Origin of the sequence: Candidatus Zymogenus saltonus, from assembly GCA_016929395.1 — a bacterium.
Classification (GTDB): domain Bacteria; phylum Desulfobacterota; class Zymogenia; order Zymogenales; family Zymogenaceae; genus Zymogenus; species Zymogenus saltonus.
On record JAFGIX010000052.1, the window covers coordinates 61,912 to 79,332 of the forward strand.

General features: G+C 51.4%; 17 protein-coding genes. 1 reads left to right on the forward strand and 16 read right to left on the reverse strand.

The window, feature by feature from the left end:
* Positions 1–15: 15 nt before the first annotated feature.
* The 16 genes from thpR to JW984_10330 all read right to left on the reverse strand — a co-directional run bounded on the left by thpR (position 16) and on the right by JW984_10330 (position 15,792).
* Positions 16–597 carry an RNA 2',3'-cyclic phosphodiesterase gene (thpR, locus tag JW984_10255; protein MBN1573565.1) on the reverse strand — a complete coding sequence of 194 codons (582 nt, stop codon included), beginning with the start codon at positions 595–597 and terminating at the stop codon, positions 16–18.
* A 387-nt stretch (positions 598–984) separates the two neighbouring features.
* Positions 985–2,292: a competence/damage-inducible protein A gene (locus JW984_10260; protein ID MBN1573566.1), complete on the reverse strand. Its 1,308-nt coding sequence runs from the start codon at positions 2,290–2,292 to the stop codon at positions 985–987.
* A complete protein-coding gene (locus JW984_10265) occupies positions 2,289–2,750 on the reverse strand; it encodes a phosphatidylglycerophosphatase A (protein ID MBN1573567.1) in 462 nt (153 codons plus the stop codon). Before JW984_10265 ends, JW984_10260 begins: the two co-directional genes overlap by 4 nt.
* 29 nt (positions 2,751–2,779) lie before the next feature.
* Positions 2,780–4,252 (reverse strand): response regulator, encoded by a 1,473-nt coding sequence (locus tag JW984_10270; protein ID MBN1573568.1) that lies wholly within the window; start codon positions 4,250–4,252, stop codon positions 2,780–2,782.
* Positions 4,253–4,273: 21 nt separating this feature from the next.
* Positions 4,274–5,506 (reverse strand): nickel pincer cofactor biosynthesis protein LarC, encoded by a 1,233-nt coding sequence (gene larC, locus JW984_10275; protein MBN1573569.1) that lies wholly within the window; start codon positions 5,504–5,506, stop codon positions 4,274–4,276.
* A gap of 141 nt (positions 5,507–5,647) precedes the next feature.
* Entirely contained in the window at positions 5,648–6,394 is a 747-nt protein-coding gene (larB, locus tag JW984_10280) for a nickel pincer cofactor biosynthesis protein LarB (GenBank protein MBN1573570.1), read from the reverse strand.
* Positions 6,395–6,994: a chemotaxis protein CheC gene (locus JW984_10285; GenBank protein MBN1573571.1), complete on the reverse strand. Its 600-nt coding sequence runs from the start codon at positions 6,992–6,994 to the stop codon at positions 6,395–6,397. It abuts the gene before it with no gap.
* Positions 6,995–7,003: 9 nt separating this feature from the next.
* Positions 7,004–9,082: a chemotaxis protein CheA gene (locus JW984_10290; protein MBN1573572.1), complete on the reverse strand. Its 2,079-nt coding sequence runs from the start codon at positions 9,080–9,082 to the stop codon at positions 7,004–7,006.
* Positions 9,063–9,668 (reverse strand): chemotaxis protein CheB, encoded by a 606-nt coding sequence (locus JW984_10295; protein MBN1573573.1) that lies wholly within the window; start codon positions 9,666–9,668, stop codon positions 9,063–9,065. Before JW984_10295 ends, JW984_10290 begins: the two co-directional genes overlap by 20 nt.
* Positions 9,669–9,674: 6 nt before the next feature.
* Entirely contained in the window at positions 9,675–10,040 is a 366-nt protein-coding gene (locus JW984_10300) for a response regulator (GenBank protein ID MBN1573574.1), read from the reverse strand.
* Entirely contained in the window at positions 10,037–10,531 is a 495-nt protein-coding gene (locus tag JW984_10305; GenBank protein ID MBN1573575.1) for a chemotaxis protein CheW, read from the reverse strand. Before JW984_10305 ends, JW984_10300 begins: the two co-directional genes overlap by 4 nt.
* 3 nt (positions 10,532–10,534) lie before the next feature.
* Entirely contained in the window at positions 10,535–11,818 is a 1,284-nt protein-coding gene (locus JW984_10310; protein MBN1573576.1) for a methyl-accepting chemotaxis protein, read from the reverse strand.
* Between the two features lie 96 nt (positions 11,819–11,914).
* Positions 11,915–12,757 carry a protein-glutamate O-methyltransferase CheR gene (locus JW984_10315; protein ID MBN1573577.1) on the reverse strand — a complete coding sequence of 281 codons (843 nt, stop codon included), beginning with the start codon at positions 12,755–12,757 and terminating at the stop codon, positions 11,915–11,917.
* A 10-nt stretch (positions 12,758–12,767) separates the two neighbouring features.
* Positions 12,768–13,145: a roadblock/LC7 domain-containing protein gene (locus JW984_10320; protein MBN1573578.1), complete on the reverse strand. Its 378-nt coding sequence runs from the start codon at positions 13,143–13,145 to the stop codon at positions 12,768–12,770.
* 15 nt (positions 13,146–13,160) lie between these two features.
* Positions 13,161–13,673: an ATP/GTP-binding protein gene (locus JW984_10325; protein MBN1573579.1), complete on the reverse strand. Its 513-nt coding sequence runs from the start codon at positions 13,671–13,673 to the stop codon at positions 13,161–13,163.
* Positions 13,674–13,821: 148 nt separating this feature from the next.
* Entirely contained in the window at positions 13,822–15,792 is a 1,971-nt protein-coding gene (locus JW984_10330; protein MBN1573580.1) for an ATP-dependent DNA helicase, read from the reverse strand.
* A gap of 218 nt (positions 15,793–16,010) precedes the next feature.
* On the opposite strand from JW984_10330, the gene JW984_10335 reads away from it, so the two are divergent.
* Positions 16,011–17,171 (forward strand): hypothetical protein, encoded by a 1,161-nt coding sequence (locus tag JW984_10335; GenBank protein MBN1573581.1) that lies wholly within the window; start codon positions 16,011–16,013, stop codon positions 17,169–17,171.
* The last annotated feature ends 250 nt before the right edge of the window (positions 17,172–17,421 follow it).

Consider the following 17,421-nt stretch of genomic DNA (forward strand, 5'->3'; position numbering starts at 1 on the left):
AAGAAACCCTCCCGTTTATCCAAAGGGGTAATAAAAGAGGGAGGTGTAAACCGCCCCCGTGGGTCTTAGATCACTCTTGAATAGGTGCAGCCCCGAAACCCGAATATCGCCCAAGATAATATCTTTCATTCCCTCGATTCTCTCGATCATCCGTCGGTCCGCCCTGCCCTTGACCCTCCCGAGCGTCAGGTGGGGCCTGAAATCCCGATCCTCTCTGGGAAAGCCTATCTTTGAAAATGTCTCCTCCAGGGAATCCCGTATCGCCCCCAGCCTCTCGATATCACCGTCAAGCCCGACCCATATCACCCTGGCCCCCCTTGACTTATTTCCGCCGGGGAAGGTCCCCAACTCCTTGACGGTAAGAGATATATCGTCCATCCCCTTAAAACCTGATACCCCCTCCTCCCCCGCCTCGGTTACCTTTTTTAGATCGCCCTCTTTGACGCTCCCTAGAAATTTAAGCGTCAGGTGAATCGCCCCGGGCCTTACCCACTTCACACCGTCTTCGGGGGATGAGAGCTTTTCTATCAGCTCCCCGAGTTTTGATCTCATCTCCTCTGTTATCTCCGCTGCAATAAATAGCCTGAGATCAGCCATTAATCACCGCTCCACGACTCAATATTAATATCTCCAATAACTTCAATATCTCTACATCTATCAATATCTTTCCGGCCCCTACCTTGTTTGCCGTCACCGCCTACAATCCCCTGACCCTCATATATTGTAAAACTAATTACAAAAACAGTCTATAAATATTTGAAATAATCTTCGCGCCAAAAAATCTTCGCGCCCCCATCATGCTTGGATGAATCGTGAAAACTCCCCTTCCACCGTATCTGGCTTATCTACAAACTTTTAATCCAATTTCCGACATCTCTGTATTCTCATTTAGCCCGTTCTAAACGCCGTTCTCCTTCAAACTGCTGGGTTTGTGCCACCCATTTTCACACAAACTTCTTCTCCCCGTTCTCTCCCCTCCGCATGCTATCGACTCCACCTCTCCCCCACCTCGGACACCTTCTTTCCGAGGAGACAGCGCCGGAGCCACTCGAGGGCCATCTCCGACGAGATAAGCCTTATCCTCCCCCTGTCACCGATAAACTTGTATCCCTTTGAGACGACGATCTCGCTCCGCTTTCGCTTGGCGCCCCGGTCATCGTCGTAGGCCAGGCCGATGAATACCGTCCCCACCGGTTTTTCCTCGGTACCACCGGAAGGCCCGGCGATTCCCGTTATAGAGATGCCTATATCTGTCTTGGCGCTCCTCTTGACCCCCAGGGCCATCGCCTCGGCGACATCGGAGCTTACGGCGCCCTTCGTCGAGATGAGTACCGGATCCACCCCTATAAGGTAGCTTTTTGCCTCGTTGCTGTAGCTCACAATCCCGCTCTTGAAGTAGGCGGAGCTTCCGGGCACTTCCGTGAGCCTCTTGGACAAGAGCCCCCCGGTGCACGATTCCGACACCGCCAAGGTCAATCCCCCTGTTATGAGCATTCCGGAAACGACCATATCGAGGGTCTCGTCATCCTCGCCGAATACCCTCTCCCCGAGCTCCACCCTCATTTTCTTCTCTATCCCCTCCACCAGCTCTTCGGCTCTCTCCATAGATTCTTTGGATCTCGCGGTTATCGTGACGTGGTTCTCCGGGAATATGGGGAGAAATCCCACCTTTATCCTGTCCCTGTCGTACGGGATATCCTTGACGCGCTCGTAGACCTGGGACTCCGTAAGGCCGAAGACCTTGAGCACCTTTTTCGCCACGAAACTTCCCCGCCTCAATCTTTCAGCTATAATCGTCAGCACCCCCTGGTCCATCATCACCGTCATCTCCTCGGGAACGCCGGGAAGGACGAACACGTGCTTTTCGTCCTGAAGGATATGGTAGCCCGGGGCCGTGCCCACCGGATTTGTGATCATCTCCGATCCCGCAGGCATAAGGGCCTGTCTCTCGGCTCCCGGTCCCAGCTTTATCCCCCTTTTTTCGTACTTCGCCTCGATCTGATCGAGGGCTTCCGGGAAGAGGACGAGCCTCAAGCCCATTCCCTTGGCCACGGCCTTTGAAGTAATATCATCGGGCGTGGGACCCAAACCTCCCGTCACCACGACCACGTCGGCCCGGGATACAGCTGTCTTCAACGATTCGACTATTCTAACTTCATCGTCCCCGACGGTCGTTATTTGAATGGTCTCTATTCCGAATTGGAAGAGCCTGTCCGCGATGAATGTAGCGTTCGTGTCCGTCACGTGTCCAGAGAGGAGCTCGTTTCCAATGGTGATTATCTCCCCCCTCAAAGGGCCCCCCTCACAATGATGACGGCCCAGAGGACGATATTGGTGTAGACGCCGGCGATCACATCGTCGAGGACCACCCCGATGCCGCCGCCCACCTTTTTATCCACCATGCCCGCGGGATATGGTTTTAAAATGTCAAAGAACCGAAATACTATAAAGCCAGCCACGAGATACTCGACCGTGTCCGGGATCAGCAACATCGAAACGAGGTAGCCGACTATCTCGTCGATCACGATCTTCTTTGAATCGTGCTCCCCGAAGAGGACGTTGGCATCGCCCGATATTTTTACCGCGGCGATCCCGAGAACGACGACCCCGGCTATGTACACGGGAAACCCCCCTAAGTTCAACAGGAGGCATATCCCGACGCCCAGAAGACTTCCGAAGGTGCCGGGCATAAGGGGGATGTACCCGATCCCCAGGCCGGTCGCGGCGGCCTTTATAAAAAAATCTTTCACTTTTTGCCGCAATCTCCCATAAAATTATATTAGCAAACGTCATCATTGTCAAGCCGATCCACGACCCTGAGGAAGGCCTCCACGACCCTGGGGTCGAACTGGGTGCCGGAATTCGACTTTATCTCCTCGATGGTCTTTTCCCTGCCGATCTTCTCCCTGTACGCCCTCGTGGAAGTCATGGCGTCGTAGGTGTCGGCAACGGCGATTATCCTCGACAGCATTGGTATATCCTCGCCGACAAGCCCCTCCGGATACCCCTCCCCGTTATATCGCTCATGGTGGTAATACACTATCTCGGCGATATCCTGAAACTGGGAAATCGGGGCAAGTATATCCCTCCCTATCACCGGGTGAGATCTCATCTCCTCGGACTCTTTCGTGTCCAATTTCCCGTTTTTATTTAGCACCAACTCGCTTATTCCTATCTTTCCGATGTCGTGCAATATGCCCGCCTGGGCGAGCCTGTCTATTTCCTCCTGGGGAAGGTTCATCTCCTTTGCTATTATCAGGGCATATCTCGTTACCCGCTCGGAGTGGCCGCTGGCGTATTTGTCCTTGACGTCCAATGTCTTGGCAAAGCTCTTTACAGTATCTCCCAGAATATTTACGATATCCTCATAAAGCCTTGCGTTCTCGATGGCCACGGAGACGTTGTTTACGAGGATCATGAGGGATTTCTTGACCCCCTCGGTAAAAATGAATCCCCTTGTAAAAGAAAATTGGGCAACAAAACCCATCGTTTTTTCTTTTATCCTCATGGGAAGCAGAAGGACCGACTCGACACCGGAAAGATCCTTAATCAGCTCGTCGAGCTTTTTCAGCTCTTTACCGGCGAAAATCATACCTTCCTTACCATCGATAAAGGAAAGTATCTTTCTCCAATAGATAATTTCATTTACCCTGCTGGATATTCCCATATCCTTTGCCTTTACCAGTCTGTATTTATAGTCTTTCATCGACGTGTCCAGGACACAAAAACCGACCGCGTCGGCCTCCCCCTCTTTAAACAACACATCCACGAACATTGAAAGGACGCTGTCCAGCTGAAGGTTGGAGCTTATGGCCATGCTTATATCATAAAGGGCCATGGTCTCCTTCAACTCGAGGTTTTCCTTTATCAGCTTCTGCTTTTCTACGGCATGTTCTATTACCCTTAAAAGATCGGAGAACTGGAACGGCTTCATTATATAATCATAGGCGCCCTTCTTTATCGCCTCCACGGCGGTCTCGACCGTCGCAAATCCCGTCATCATGATGGTGATTATCTTTACCCTGAGGTTGTTTATCTGGTACAAAAGTTCCATCCCCCCCATCCTCGGCATCCTCATATCCGTGATGACGAGGTCCGGCGGCTCCCGCCTGATGATATGAAGGGCTTCGATTCCGTCCTCCGCCGTTTTGATGTTATACCCCTCTCCTTCCAACACATCGCTCAGGATATCTCGGACGCTGAACTCGTCATCGACAACAAGTATGGTGTACTTTCCCTTGCCGGTTTCCATAAGATCTTGCCGCATGTTTTTCTACTTAACCATCTCGGCTCTTCCCTTTTTATTCCTCTCCAGATCGATGATGACAATTCTGTAGACCTCTTTGACGGGAAGGCCGGATTTTTGAGATATGGCTTTTATATCCTCGTATTCGGGGTGTGCCCCGAAGAGTTTATTTTTAGTGTCGGACGTAAACTTTACCTTCACGGGGCCAAGGGACGTTCCCACCTCCTCGATCCACCTTTTAAGCTTTAGACGCCTCTCCCTCCTGTACCTGACGCCCGATGTGGTGCTCTCGGAGAGGACGATCTTGGTCATCTTGAGACAGTCTTTCGGCTCCATCATGACGGTCAATTCCGTCCCCGGCCTCCCCTTTTTCATAATAAGGGGGGCAAGGGTGACGTCCAGGGCGCCCGCCTCAAAGAGCCTTTCCGTGAGCGGCTCGTAGAATTGCGGATTCATGTCGTCAATATTTGTAGTGACGACAATAACCTCGTCTTCGTAATAGGTATTTTGAAAGGCGGTAGTCCCCTCGGCGCCCACGATAAGCCTCAAGAGGTTCGGGGGGGCGCTGTCACCGTTCGAGTATTTAAAGACCTTGTCTCCGGCGCCGTAACCTATCTCCTCCACGACCATGTCGGTTATCCCCCCGAAATCATCCACGACCGCCTTCAGGACGGCGGCCCCTGTCGGGGTCACAAGCTCCCCCAACACGTCCGTTTTTCTTACGGGAATCCCCTTTAGGAGCTCCATCGTCGCCGGCGCCGGCACCGGTAGTTTTCCGTGCCGTGTATCGACGAATCCGGAGCCCAGAGGCACGGGCCCGGAGATAAACTTAGTGGGCTTAAGAGATCCGAGGCCCAAACCCGCGCCGACTATATCCACGATGGAGTCCACGGCGCCCACCTCATGGAAGTGAACATCTTCCACATCTATCCCGTGGACTTTAGCCTCCGCCTCGGCGAGAATTGCAAAGATCTCAAGGGCGATATCCTTGCCGATACATGGGGACATCTTTTCTTCAAGCATCCCCCTTATCGACCGGTAGTCCCTCGACTTCTCTTTCTCCCGGTCGTAGGATACTTTAAAGTCGACCGCATCGACCGATCCCCTCTTTATCCTCTCCACATGAAGCTCAGCCCCGATCCCCATTCGGTCTATCTCTTCCTTAAGCCCCTCGACGTTAAATCCCGCGTCGATCAAGGCCCCGAGGAGCATATCGCCGGATATTCCGGAAAATGTGTCTATGTATACTATTTTCCCCACTGCGGTAAAAATCAACTCCTGATGTATATAAGATAAATAAGACAACAATAAACGCCGGCCCGTCCCCATAACCTCATCTCGAGTCGACCTTTTACGCCGTGTAAATATAAAAAAAGGGACTTTCTCAAGAATATCGGTCGACTACCGATTTATCAACGAGGCGACATAACCCCCGCTGAACCCGTTGTCGATGTTTACCACGCACACCCCAGCGGCGCAAGAGTTGAGCATCCCCAAAAGGGCCGATATCCCGCCGAGCGCCGCACCGTATCCTATGCTGGTCGGCACGGCCACCACCGGACGCTCCACGATTCCCCCGACGACGCTCGGAAGCGCCCCCTCCATACCCGCAACCACGACAAGGACATTGGCCGACCTGATGTCTTTCCCCCTGTACATGAGCCTGTGGATTCCCGCGACCCCGACATCGTAGAGCCTCTCGGTGCGGTTTCCCATCAGCTCACACACGAGGACCGCCTCCTCCGCCACCGGTATATCGGAGGTTCCGGCGCAAATCACCATTATAGTGCCGCGTCCTTTCTCCTCGACCTCCCTTACCTTGAGAACGAGGCACCTCGCCCTCTCGTGATGCGTAATCTCGGGGATTATTTTCCTTACCACCGCCGCTTTTTCACCGTCCACCCTGGTAACAAGGACGTTATTGGTTCCGCCGGAGAGGCTCCTTACGATTTCGGCGATATCCTCAGGTCTCTTTCCCTCACCCAAAACGACCTCGGGAAAGCCCTGCCTTATCGCCCTGTGGGTGTCGGGCATGGCAAAACCGAGATCCATAAAGGGGAGCCCCTTCAGCTCCTCCAATCCCTCTTCCACCGTAATCTCGCCGTTTTTAACCATCGACAGGAGCCGTTTTAGCTCGTCTCGGTCCATCTATGCTTTCCCTGTGAATGTATCTATCGAATCCGGCTTTAAGAGAAATAGGAAGGGCACCCTGACATTTCCGTTACCCACGACAAAATCGCAGGCGATCATCAAGGCCCTGCTTGGAATGTCCGTGTTTTCTGAAATGTACTTCTGAACCAGGCCGCTGGATTCCAAAAAGGAAAGGCGGGGGACCGAGGGCATAAGGATGTCCCCGAAGTATTTCCCTATGGCTGTGATATAGGTCGCCGCCAGGATATTTCCTATCTCCCCCAGGACGGAGTTTTTTACATCCTCGCTTATCTCCCCGTGGGTCCTTCTCGAGGCCAGATCGGTCGTCAATACTTCGGCATCCTTCGAACTTGGGAGAAGAAATATCTCTCCCTTCAGCTTGCCCTGAACGTTCAATTTTACAAGGCTGATCCTGCCGTTGACATTCCCGTAGAGATTGTTGATTCTTCCAATTTCCACGACATCGACGACGGAATTCCCCACACTCACCGGCCCGCCGGAAATATCCGACAGCGCCAGAGCCGTTTTCTCCGCGGCGTCTTCCGAATGTGCCTTATAGATCTCGTCTTTCTGCGATAAAATTTCTCTAATGTTCAAGTCTTCAAATCAAAAAAGGTTTACTACATCGAGGATTAAAATCGGTCTGCCGTCCCCCAGGACGGTGACCCCCGAAAAGCCGGGGAGTTTTTCGAGGGGATTCCCCAGCGATTTAATGAATATCTCCTCGCTCCCCTTAATCTCGTCGACCTCAAGTCCTATATGCCTGCCCCTCACCTCCGTTACGATCATGTTGATTTTCTCCTTCTCCTCTTTTCCATTTTTCATCCCGAGAACGTCCACCAGTCTGTAAAGGGGGATCATCTCGCCGTTTATCAAGACCACTCTCTGGTTTTGGCTCTTCTGAACGGATTCCTTTCTTATCTCTGCCGACTTTATCGTCTTGCTCAAGGGAAGGGCAAATGTCGCCCCCGCCGCTGAGATCAGAAGGGCCTGAATAATCGCCACCGTCAGGGGCAGAATCAGTATGACTTTTGTTCCCTTGCCTATGTCCGATTCCAGCTTTATGTTTCCGCCCAAAGACTCGACCTTAGTCTTTACAACGTCCATGCCCACCCCCCTGCCGGAGATGTCCGACACCTCCTTTTGGGTGGAAAGGTTTGGCATACAGGACAGCATGAGGATATCATCTTTGCTCAACAGCGCGGACTGCTCCGCCGTTATAATTCCCCTGGACACGGCGGCTTCCCTGATCTTTTCCGGGTCCATCCCCCTGCCGTCGTCCGTGGCCTCGATGAAGACGAGGTCCCGCTCCCTGTAGGCGTTGAGTGTCACGGAGCCCCGGCGGGGTTTGCCCATCCTCTCCCTTTCTTCGGGGAACTCGATGCCGTGGTCTACGGCGTTTCTGAAGATATGCACAAGCGTGTCGGTCAGCTCCTCCAAGATCGACCGGTCAAGCTCGATATCCCCTCCGGTGATGGAAAAATCTATCTCCTTCCCCTTCTCCCTAGCGAGGTCCCTGATCAACCTGGGCATCCTCGAAAGGATGCTCTCGAGGGGCATCATCCTCACCGTTATGACCTTTGCGTGAAGCTCCCTGATCAGATATTCGAGCCTGTTTACCGACTCGTCCACCGAGGGCGACCCGAAGCTTTTCGTCGACTCGTAGATCCTCGCCTTGGTGATCAAGAGCTCCCCCACGAGGTTAATAAAGCTCTCCAGAAGATTCGTGCTTATCCTGACGGAGCGGGGGAGCTCGGCAAGGGCCTCTCCCGAAGGGAGCAGGTCTTCCACCCGGGGAGCTTCCTTCTTTACTACATCTTTCTTAGAGAGGGGAGGTGTTTCCGCCCTCGGAGCTACTTTTTCGGCTTTTGGGGTCTCCGCCTCCTGTTTAACATGATTAACATGAGCGGCATCGGGAATATCTTCCCTCGTAATCTCCTCGCCGTCCACTTCCCTTTCCTCGATTATCTTTACATCGAAGTCGGAGATGTCCGGAAGCTCCTTAAGGGCCCTTTCAATATCGTAATCCCTGACCCCTGTGATGACCTTGACCCTGACCTCGCCAGTGAAAGCTCCTTTTTTTATCTCGGACAGGGGAGGGGACAGCCCCACCACCTTTCCCAGCTCGGATACCTTCTTTACGCCGAGGAGCGACTTAACGTTCGCCTTAGGCAGATCAGAATCCACCCGTATCGTTACGAGAAAGATAGACTGACCCTCTTTGGGCCCGGATACCTCCTCGTCCTCCTCGTCATCAGCCGTTTTTTTTTCCGTGGTATCTTCGGATTCTGTCTTTTTTTTGAGCCTCCCCTGAGATACCTCGGAGATCATATTGAAGATTTCATCCAATCCCACGTCAAGCTCTTCGTCCTTTTCAACGGCCATAAGCTGTGACTCGAGTATATCCACCGACTTGAGGATGACATCGACCACCTGAGATGATATGGAGATCTCCCCCTTTCTGACAAAATCCATTAAATCCTCGACCTTGTGGGTGAGCTCCGAGATCGGCAGATACCCCATGGACGCCGCCATCCCCTTTATGGAGTGGGCCTCCCTAAAAATCGTGTTTACGACATCCATGTTACCGGGATCTTTCTCAAGATCCAACGAGAGCTGGCTCAATTTATTAAGATGTTCCCTGGACTCTTCCATAAAGATCTTTTTATATCTCGACATATCCATCTGGTGGATCCTCCTGGGAAAATCTGATTATCTCCTCGGAAACCTCTACCGGTGAAAGGATCTTATCCACGAGACCGCTGTTTAGGGCCTGTCCGGGCATTCCGTACACGACGGCTGACTCCTCATCCTGAACGACAGTGATTCCCCCCATCTCCTTTATCTTTTGAAAGCCGTTCATGCCGTCCTTTCCCATCCCTGTGAGTATCACCCCCATAAGGTTTTTCCTGTATATGGGGGCCGCGGTAATCATGGTCAGGTCCGCAGAGGGTATTACGCCCGATCTGGGACCTGAATCATCCAGGGCGACAAACACCTCTCCCCCATCTTTCTCGAGGACGAGATGCTTCTTGCCCGGCGCAACTATAATCCCGCCGTTTACCACTCTCATACCCCGGGAACCGGTCTTCACACCCATTTTTACAGAATTAGCGAGACGATTGGAAAAAGATTCTATGAACTTCGGAAGCATATGTTGTATAACAATTATAGCTACTGGAAGTCCCGCTGGTATTCGGGAGAGAATATCCATAACAACCTTCGGCCCACCCGTTGAAGCGGCGATGATTACTAGCTTTCCTCGGGGCATCTATTTCTATACCCCGGCAACCTTCTTGACCATCGACAATACCTTTTCCGGGTCGAAGGGCTTTATTATGTAATCCTTTGCCCCCGCATTTATCGCCTCCGTAACTAAGGATTCCTGTCCAAGGGCACTGCACATAACTATTTTTGCGCTTTTATCAATCGCAATTATCTCCTTTACGGCGTCAATCCCGCTCTTAAGCGGCATAACAATATCCATTGTAGTTATGTCCGGCTTGAGCTTCTTGTAAAGCTCCACGGCATCCACACCGTTTTCCGCTTCACCTATAATCTCAAATCCCTCCGCCGTCAGGATATCGCTCAACATTGTCCGCATAAAGCTTGCGTCATCTACCACTAATATCTTTACACTCATTTTATCCTCGATCCTGCAAAAGAACTCTCAATAAAATTAAAAATCTTTTTTATATTTAGAACGTTGACAATCTTATCGGTAGCCTTAAACACTCCGGAAACGAAGCTGCTTTCCTTGCTCTCGATCCTTATCAACCCTTCGTCGGGAGAATCCTCATCTACCGTAATAACATCCGTTACCAATCCGGCCAGTATTCCAATGTTCATAGTTTCGTTCTCTAAAATTATTATCTGTTCAACATCTTCCTCCTCCGGAATATTCAAGATCTTTGAAAGATTAACCAGGGTGATGATACTTCCGCCGAGATTCATTATTCCAGAAATGAAATCCGGTGCCCTGGGAACCAATGTAACCGGCTGAAACTGGGCTATCCGCTCAATATTTGATATGTCTATACCGAAGATCTCCCCTCCCAATTTGAAGGCTATTATCTGTCTCTCGGTTGAGGACGCTCCCCTATCCGAGATAACGGACTTTTTGACCTCCGCCATCTTCTATACCTCGGGTTCCAACTTAAATTTGTCTACGATCGCTTTCAATTCCTCCGACGTATCCGACATCTCTTGAGCCGAGGAGGCCATCTCCTCCATGGAGGCGGTCTGTTCTTCAGTGGCTGCCGATACCTCCTCTGTGGAGGCCGCGTTGTCCTCCGCAACCCTTGCTATTTCATCTATCGACTTTACCATTTCCTCCGCGCCCTCGGCCTGCTTCTGGGAGAGCTCCGATATCTTGTTCAGGTCGTGCAGGGAGTCAAGGGCGATCTTGACTATTCCGCCGAGGGACTGCATTACCGAGTTTATAACATCCCGCCCCTCCTGAACGTTTTTCAAGACCTCGCGTATCTCGCTCACGGCCTCTTCACTCCCGTCCCCTATATCCGTTATAATACCGGTTATCTCCTCCGCAAACTTCGTGGTGCTCTCCGAGAGCTTCCTGATCTCATCGGCAACAACCGCAAAACCCCTGCCGTATTCACCGGCCCTGGCGGCCTCTATCGTGGCGTTCAGCGCCAGGAGGTTGGTCTGCTGGGCCACGCCGCTGATAACGTCGATGATGTTCCCGATCTCCTTGGCCCTCTCCGAGAAGCTCAGCATCCCCTTGCCGATCGACTCCATGTTCCCGAATATTCCCTGCATCCTCTCGAGGGCATTTTCCACGAGATTATTTGCGGATCTCGCCTCCTCCTGGCTCTTGCCCGAGGACTCGGAAAGCTCCTGGGCGGTCATCGCAACCCTCTCGATGCTCGATGCGATATCCTTGATGATGGAAGACGTGCGCTCGACAAGCTCGGCCTGATGCTCGGCACCTCTGGATATCTGCTCTATCGTGGAGGCTATCTCCTCCGTGGAGGCGTTTATCTCTTCCGCAGAGGCCGAAAGAGACTGGGCGGACTCGGAGACGCTGTCGGCGTTCCTCTTGACAAGCCCGACCAGGTCCCTGAGGCTCCCCAACATCCGGTTGATGGAATTTGCGAGATCTACCGTCTCATCGGGGAAGACCTTTCTGTGGGAGATATTTATATACTGGGTCAAGTCTCCTTGGCTGATCAGCTCTGTTATGCTTGAAAGCTCCCTGAAATCCCTTGTAAAAGCCCGAGTAAAAAGCCAACCGATGACCATACCCACGATTATCGATGCGGAGACGGAGACGAATCTGCTAAAATAACCAATGGGAATAAAACCTATTACCCCGCTTTCGACCAACTGGCTTATCAAAACAGATACGAGGATTACCATTAAAAAGCCAAAAATAAACTTATATCCGATTTCGATTCTCATTTTTTTAGCCTCCGATGCTTTTCCCTTTTTACTATTAACGCCTCACAAGAAAAAGTCCCTTTATATTATACCAATTGCTATAAAAAAATAAACAGTTTAATTCGATATTTTTCTATAAACCCTGTTGGTAATGCTTACGGTCTCAAAGAGCTGCCTCCCGTTACCGACCAGCGACTCCGTTCTCCCCAGGACCAAGAAACCGCCCGGCAACAACTGTCTGTAAAAACCCTCCTGCACGACCTCCTGATAGGACCTCAAGAAATATATAAGGAGGTTTCTGCATATAATAAGATCGAAGCGACTTTGCACCCTGTGGGTAAAAAAGTCCTTTTTCAAGAAGATTACCGCATCTTTCAGGGTCGAAGTCACCTGATAACCATCTTTCACAACGTCAAAATATTTTTCAAGGAGCTTTTTCGGAACATTTGCGGTCTTTTCGTTCGAATAGATGCCCTTTACCGCCGTAAAAAGCGCCTTCTTATCTACATCGGTCCCTATTACCTTTAATTGAAGCGACCTTCCGGACTTGCGAAAATATTCCATAAAGAGTATGGCGGTGCTGTACGGCTCCTCGCCTGTAGCGCATCCAACGCACAATACGGTGATCTTTTCTTCCCCTCTCTGTATCTTGTTTTTACAGATCTCGGGTATAACCTTTTCCCCGATCATCTCGAATGTCGACTTGTTCCTGAAAAAGCTGGTCACATTAATCGTTATGGCCGACAATAGCCTCCTGTATTCTTCGGGATTTTTCTCTACATGATTTAGGTATGCTTCCGGGGATCTGTACTGAACCGCGTTCATCCTGACCTTTAATCTACGAATAAGATATGCGTCCTTATAGAGATTTATATTAATATTTGATCGCTCGGTGACCAGCGATCTTAATCTTACTATGGAATCCGCAGTCAGGACAATATCGTCTTCGTTTTTTCCCAATATTGGCCCTTTAGGAGGGAAGTACTTCCATAATGTTCCTTGCCGCGCGTCGGCTCAATACGGATATAAGCCCCAAGTTTGCGTCCCTCTTGGCTACGATGACAAGCAGCGCCTTACCCCCGATGTCGGTCAATATCATCTGTCCCGAGCTGCTCAAAACAACGGTGTTTTGGATATCCCCATGTTTCAGCTCCTTTACGGCCCTGTTAACGGCGCTCTGAGTTGCGGACGATACGGCGGCTATTATCTCTTCCTCGGGACCCGTTGGAAGTGAAGAGGCCAGCACAAGTCCGTCGTATGTCTCCAACACCGCGGACTCTACGCCCTTTATGGAACTGCACAGTTCCTGAACCGATCTTTTCAACGCATCTGCTTTATATACGCCCAAAATAATCCCCCAGAATTATATATTCTCAACCAGTAAATCGAGGACCTTTTCCGCGCTCTCCTTGTCCTTCGCCACCAGAGGCATTATGAGAGCGTCTTCGGGAAGATCAAGCTCCTTTCTTAACTCATCAACCGACAGGGCATTCGGTAAATCCTGCTTGTTTGCCCCCACAACAAAGGGTTCTTCGAGTATATCCAGAAAAAACTTGATGATCTTTTTTGCGTCCTTAAACCTGCTTTTATCCGTGGAATCCACGATCACTATAAAACCCAACATGTTCTCGGTCAAGACCTCCCACATTATCTGGAAGTGCTCCTGCCCGGGAGTCCCGAACAGATAAATCTTGTCGTCCCTACGAGTCACCTTGCCGAAATCCATCGCGACTGTTGTCTCCTCCTTTATCAAGGCCAGGTCTGCTGCCGTGATTTTTCTTTCGGTGGTTATAACATCGATCTCGCTAAGCGTTTTTATATATTGGGTCTTCCCGCTGTTAAAGGGTCCTGTTACAACTACCTTTAAACGAGCCATATTTTACTCCTTTTTACTCCGATTTACTCCTTTCCTACCCACATCGCCGATAGGTTTTTTAAATCCGAAAAAATCCTTACTATTAAATATATATTACCTTTAATGTTTTAGTCAAGGAAAATTACCCTCGTTAAAACAACGGTTCTCTCTATCTAAAGAAGTCCTTTACATCCCCTATTCTGTCCGTTACTGGAAATTCGGTCAGGCTTTCAAAAAAAATCCTTCCGTAGCTCCGCTTATAGAGCCTCGAATCAAGTATGCTCAAGACTCCCCTGTCGCCGTCTGACCTTATCAGACGTCCTATGCCCTGCCTCAGGGAGATGACCGCCCTCGGCAGCTGAAACTCCATGAACGGATTCATCCCGCCCCTCTCGAGATATTCCATCTTCGCCTCGATCAACGGATCGGCAGGGGAATCGAAGGGAAGCTTGTCGATGATGACGGCGGAAAGCGCCTCCCCCGGGACATCGACCCCCTCCCAAAAGGAAGCGGTGGCAAAGAGGACCGATGAAACCTCCCTCTGAAACCTCTTGAGGAGGATATGCCTGGGCGCCTCCCCCTGCAGGAGCGTCTCAAAGGGGATCCTGGGCGACAGCTCTTCGTGGACCTCCCTCATGTTTTTTATGCTGGTAAAGAGTACCAGGGCGCGCCCGGAGCTCGCCTGGACAATCTCCTCGACCGCCTTGGAGACTTCTTCGGCGAAATCCCCGCTGTTCGGAGGGGGGAGGTCCCGCGGCACATAGAGGAGGGTCTGAGACTTCGTATCAAAACCGCCCGGGATCACCTTCTCCCCGGCCTCGCCGTCAAGGCCTATGCTCGATTTGAAGAAGTCGAACTTTCCCGAAACGGTGAGGGTCGCCGACGTAAAGATTAGTGTATCAACACGATCAAACAGGTGTCTCTTCATCTCCCCGGAGACATCGAGGGGAAAGGCGCTCAAGAAAACCCCCCTCCCCCGCCGCTCGCAGACAAAAACGTAGCCGTCATCCGGCATAGTGACGATGAAGTTAATCGCATCGGAGATCTCCTCGGCCCTCCTGACGATGGAAGTCGCCGAATCGGTGTCTCCCATGAGGCCCCTCATCCTGTCCGCGAGGATCTGAAGCCTCGATCTCAATACCTCGGCCTTCTCGATCTCCCCCTCGGTAAAGAAGCCCTTCAATATCCTCCGCTTAACGTTCTCTTCCTTGGCCGAAAATCCCTTCTTCTTCATCAACGCCCCGAAAAAGGCGTCCGAGGACTCCCCCACCTTACGGGCGGCGTCCTGAACGTCCTTGTTGACGTCCTTGTTGAATATTCCCTCGGCCTCCATCTCGCTTAGGAGGTCCCTCACCAGCTCTTCCACCCTGAACGGGGAGACCGTTATTCCGAAGTGGGAGGTGGACACCTTCTCGAGATTGTGGGCCTCGTCCAATATGGCCGCCTCGTAGTTGGGTATGACCCCCATCCCCCCCGCAGACTTGATCTCGAGATCGGCCAGAAACAGGTGGTGATTTACGACAACGATATCGGCCGACTGGGCCTCACGCCTCATCCGGTTCACAAAGCAGTCGTCGAAGTGAAAACATCTTTGGCCAACGCATCTGTCCGAGGAAGACGATATTTCATGCCACGGGGCGAAGTCATCCGGAAGCCCCTCTATCTCGGCCCTGTCCCCCGTTTTTGTCTTCCTCGCCCAGGCCTCGATAAGCTTAAAGGCGCCGGCGTCGTCCTTGAATCCTAAAGTCCCCTGACGGATGAACTGAAAATATCGCCTCTGGCATAGGTAGTTGTTCCTCCCCTTTAACGTCACCGCCTTTATCTTCCTCTCATATTTATATGCCCTCTCGATTATCGGGACGTCGCTTTCTATTATCTGATCCTGAAGGTTCTTTGTTCCCGTCGAGATCACGACCCTCCTGCCGGACAAGAGGGCCGGAAGGAGATAGGCCAGGGTCTTTCCCGTTCCGGTTCCCGCCTCTACCATCAAGTATCGCCCCTCGACCAGGGCGTCAAGGACCTCCCCGGCCATATCAATCTGCCCGGGCCTGAATTCGTAGCCGACAAGCGTCTTGGAGAGGAGGCCCCTTTCCCCGAAGAATTCACCTATCTTATCGCTTATTTCCGATGGGATTACCATGGTTGACTTCAACCCCTAAAGGTGATATAAGGTTTTATGATATGATGCCCTTTCGATCTTGACTCCGGCTCCGGGCGATTAAGACCATCAGACACCCCTATTTTAACATACAAAGGTTGATTTTTGCTATATTAAGTCACATCAGTCAAAGGGGGATCAACCAAAAAGGTGCGAGTAGATTATTAAACAAGAAATTCGATTAAATCAAGGAGAGAGAGATGAGCAACGGCAACAACAAAGGAATACAGTTTGTCATTACCACTATGGTTTTCCTCCTGCTGTTTTTACTCTTTTACTTCATCTTCATAAAAAAGGACGATGAAGAGGGAATTTCCGCCGAGGATTTTGAGATAGCCTTTATCAATGACGGGGTCCTCTCCCTCTCGGACATAAAGGGTGAAAACAGGATCAACCGGGTTCACGGCTCCTTCGTCGTTTGGGCCCCCTCGGGAGATTCCCTCTATTACATCGACAACTACTCAAAGCTGAAGCGCTACGACCTCGAGACTAAGAAATCGGAGGATGTGGCCGTAAACGTCTCAACCTTTAAGGTATCCCCCGAGGGAGACGCCATAGCCTTTGTGGAGGATACGGAAAATCCATCCCTCAAGATAGTCGGGGCGGCGGGTGGAGAATCCATATCCGATATTCCGTCCGGCCGCTCCCCCATGTGGCTCAATGACGGGGAAGGCCTCGTCTATATCAAGGACGGAGACATCTACACCGTAAAGAGAAACGGAACCGGGACAAAGGAGCTGTTCACCGCCGACGCGGTCGACCTCGACGTCTCCCCAGACGGCAAGTTCGTCCTCTTCACGGAGGAAGGGGAGGGGGAGAGCCGCCTTGTCCTCGGGAAGATAGACGGCGGAAGCAAAAAAGTCATAAAGAAGGTCTCGTTTGCCGAGAAACCTACCGAGGCCTCGCCCCTCGGGTTTTCCCTCCCCCGCTTCTTGGGCCAAACCAACGAGGCGCTCTTTGCCTACAACGACGCCAAGGGAGGCAGGATATTCAAGATAAATCCCGACGACGAATCGATCGAGGGGGTTTGCATGGAGGGGGGGCCGATATTTTCCCTCTCGATCTCTCCCGACGACGATAGAATCGCATACTTTTACATGTCCAAGACGGACCTTCCGAGCTTCAAAAAAAAGGGGGGCGAAGGTGATAAGGAAGTGGATATGGAGTTCACCCCGGCGGACCTCAAGAGCGAGCTGAACAAGATGCTTCTTGATATGGAGGATGAAGGAACCCTGACGGGCGACAAGGTAAACAAGAACAGCGTAACGAGGGTCTTGGACAGCGACAGGATCAAGATCGTCGACCTGAAGAGGGGTGTAACCTGGTTTGCCGGCAGCGGCCAGTACCCTTCGCTGAGATAGACATGGTCGTTGGTCATCCCGGCTGCCCGGTTACCCGGTTATTATTCCCGACCAAGCTCGATCCGCCGGATAAATGTGGAGGGGCGGCGGGAATAACGGGTCTTTACTTAAGGGGGTGGGGGCGAAAGGGGAGGGGAAGTGAAGAGAGGGGGAGGGAAAAATATAAGGTGATTGTAAAAGATTTGCCACCATGATAAGGTAAATCATGGACATCAAATCTTTCCAAAGTATTGTAAAAACAGAGAAAACA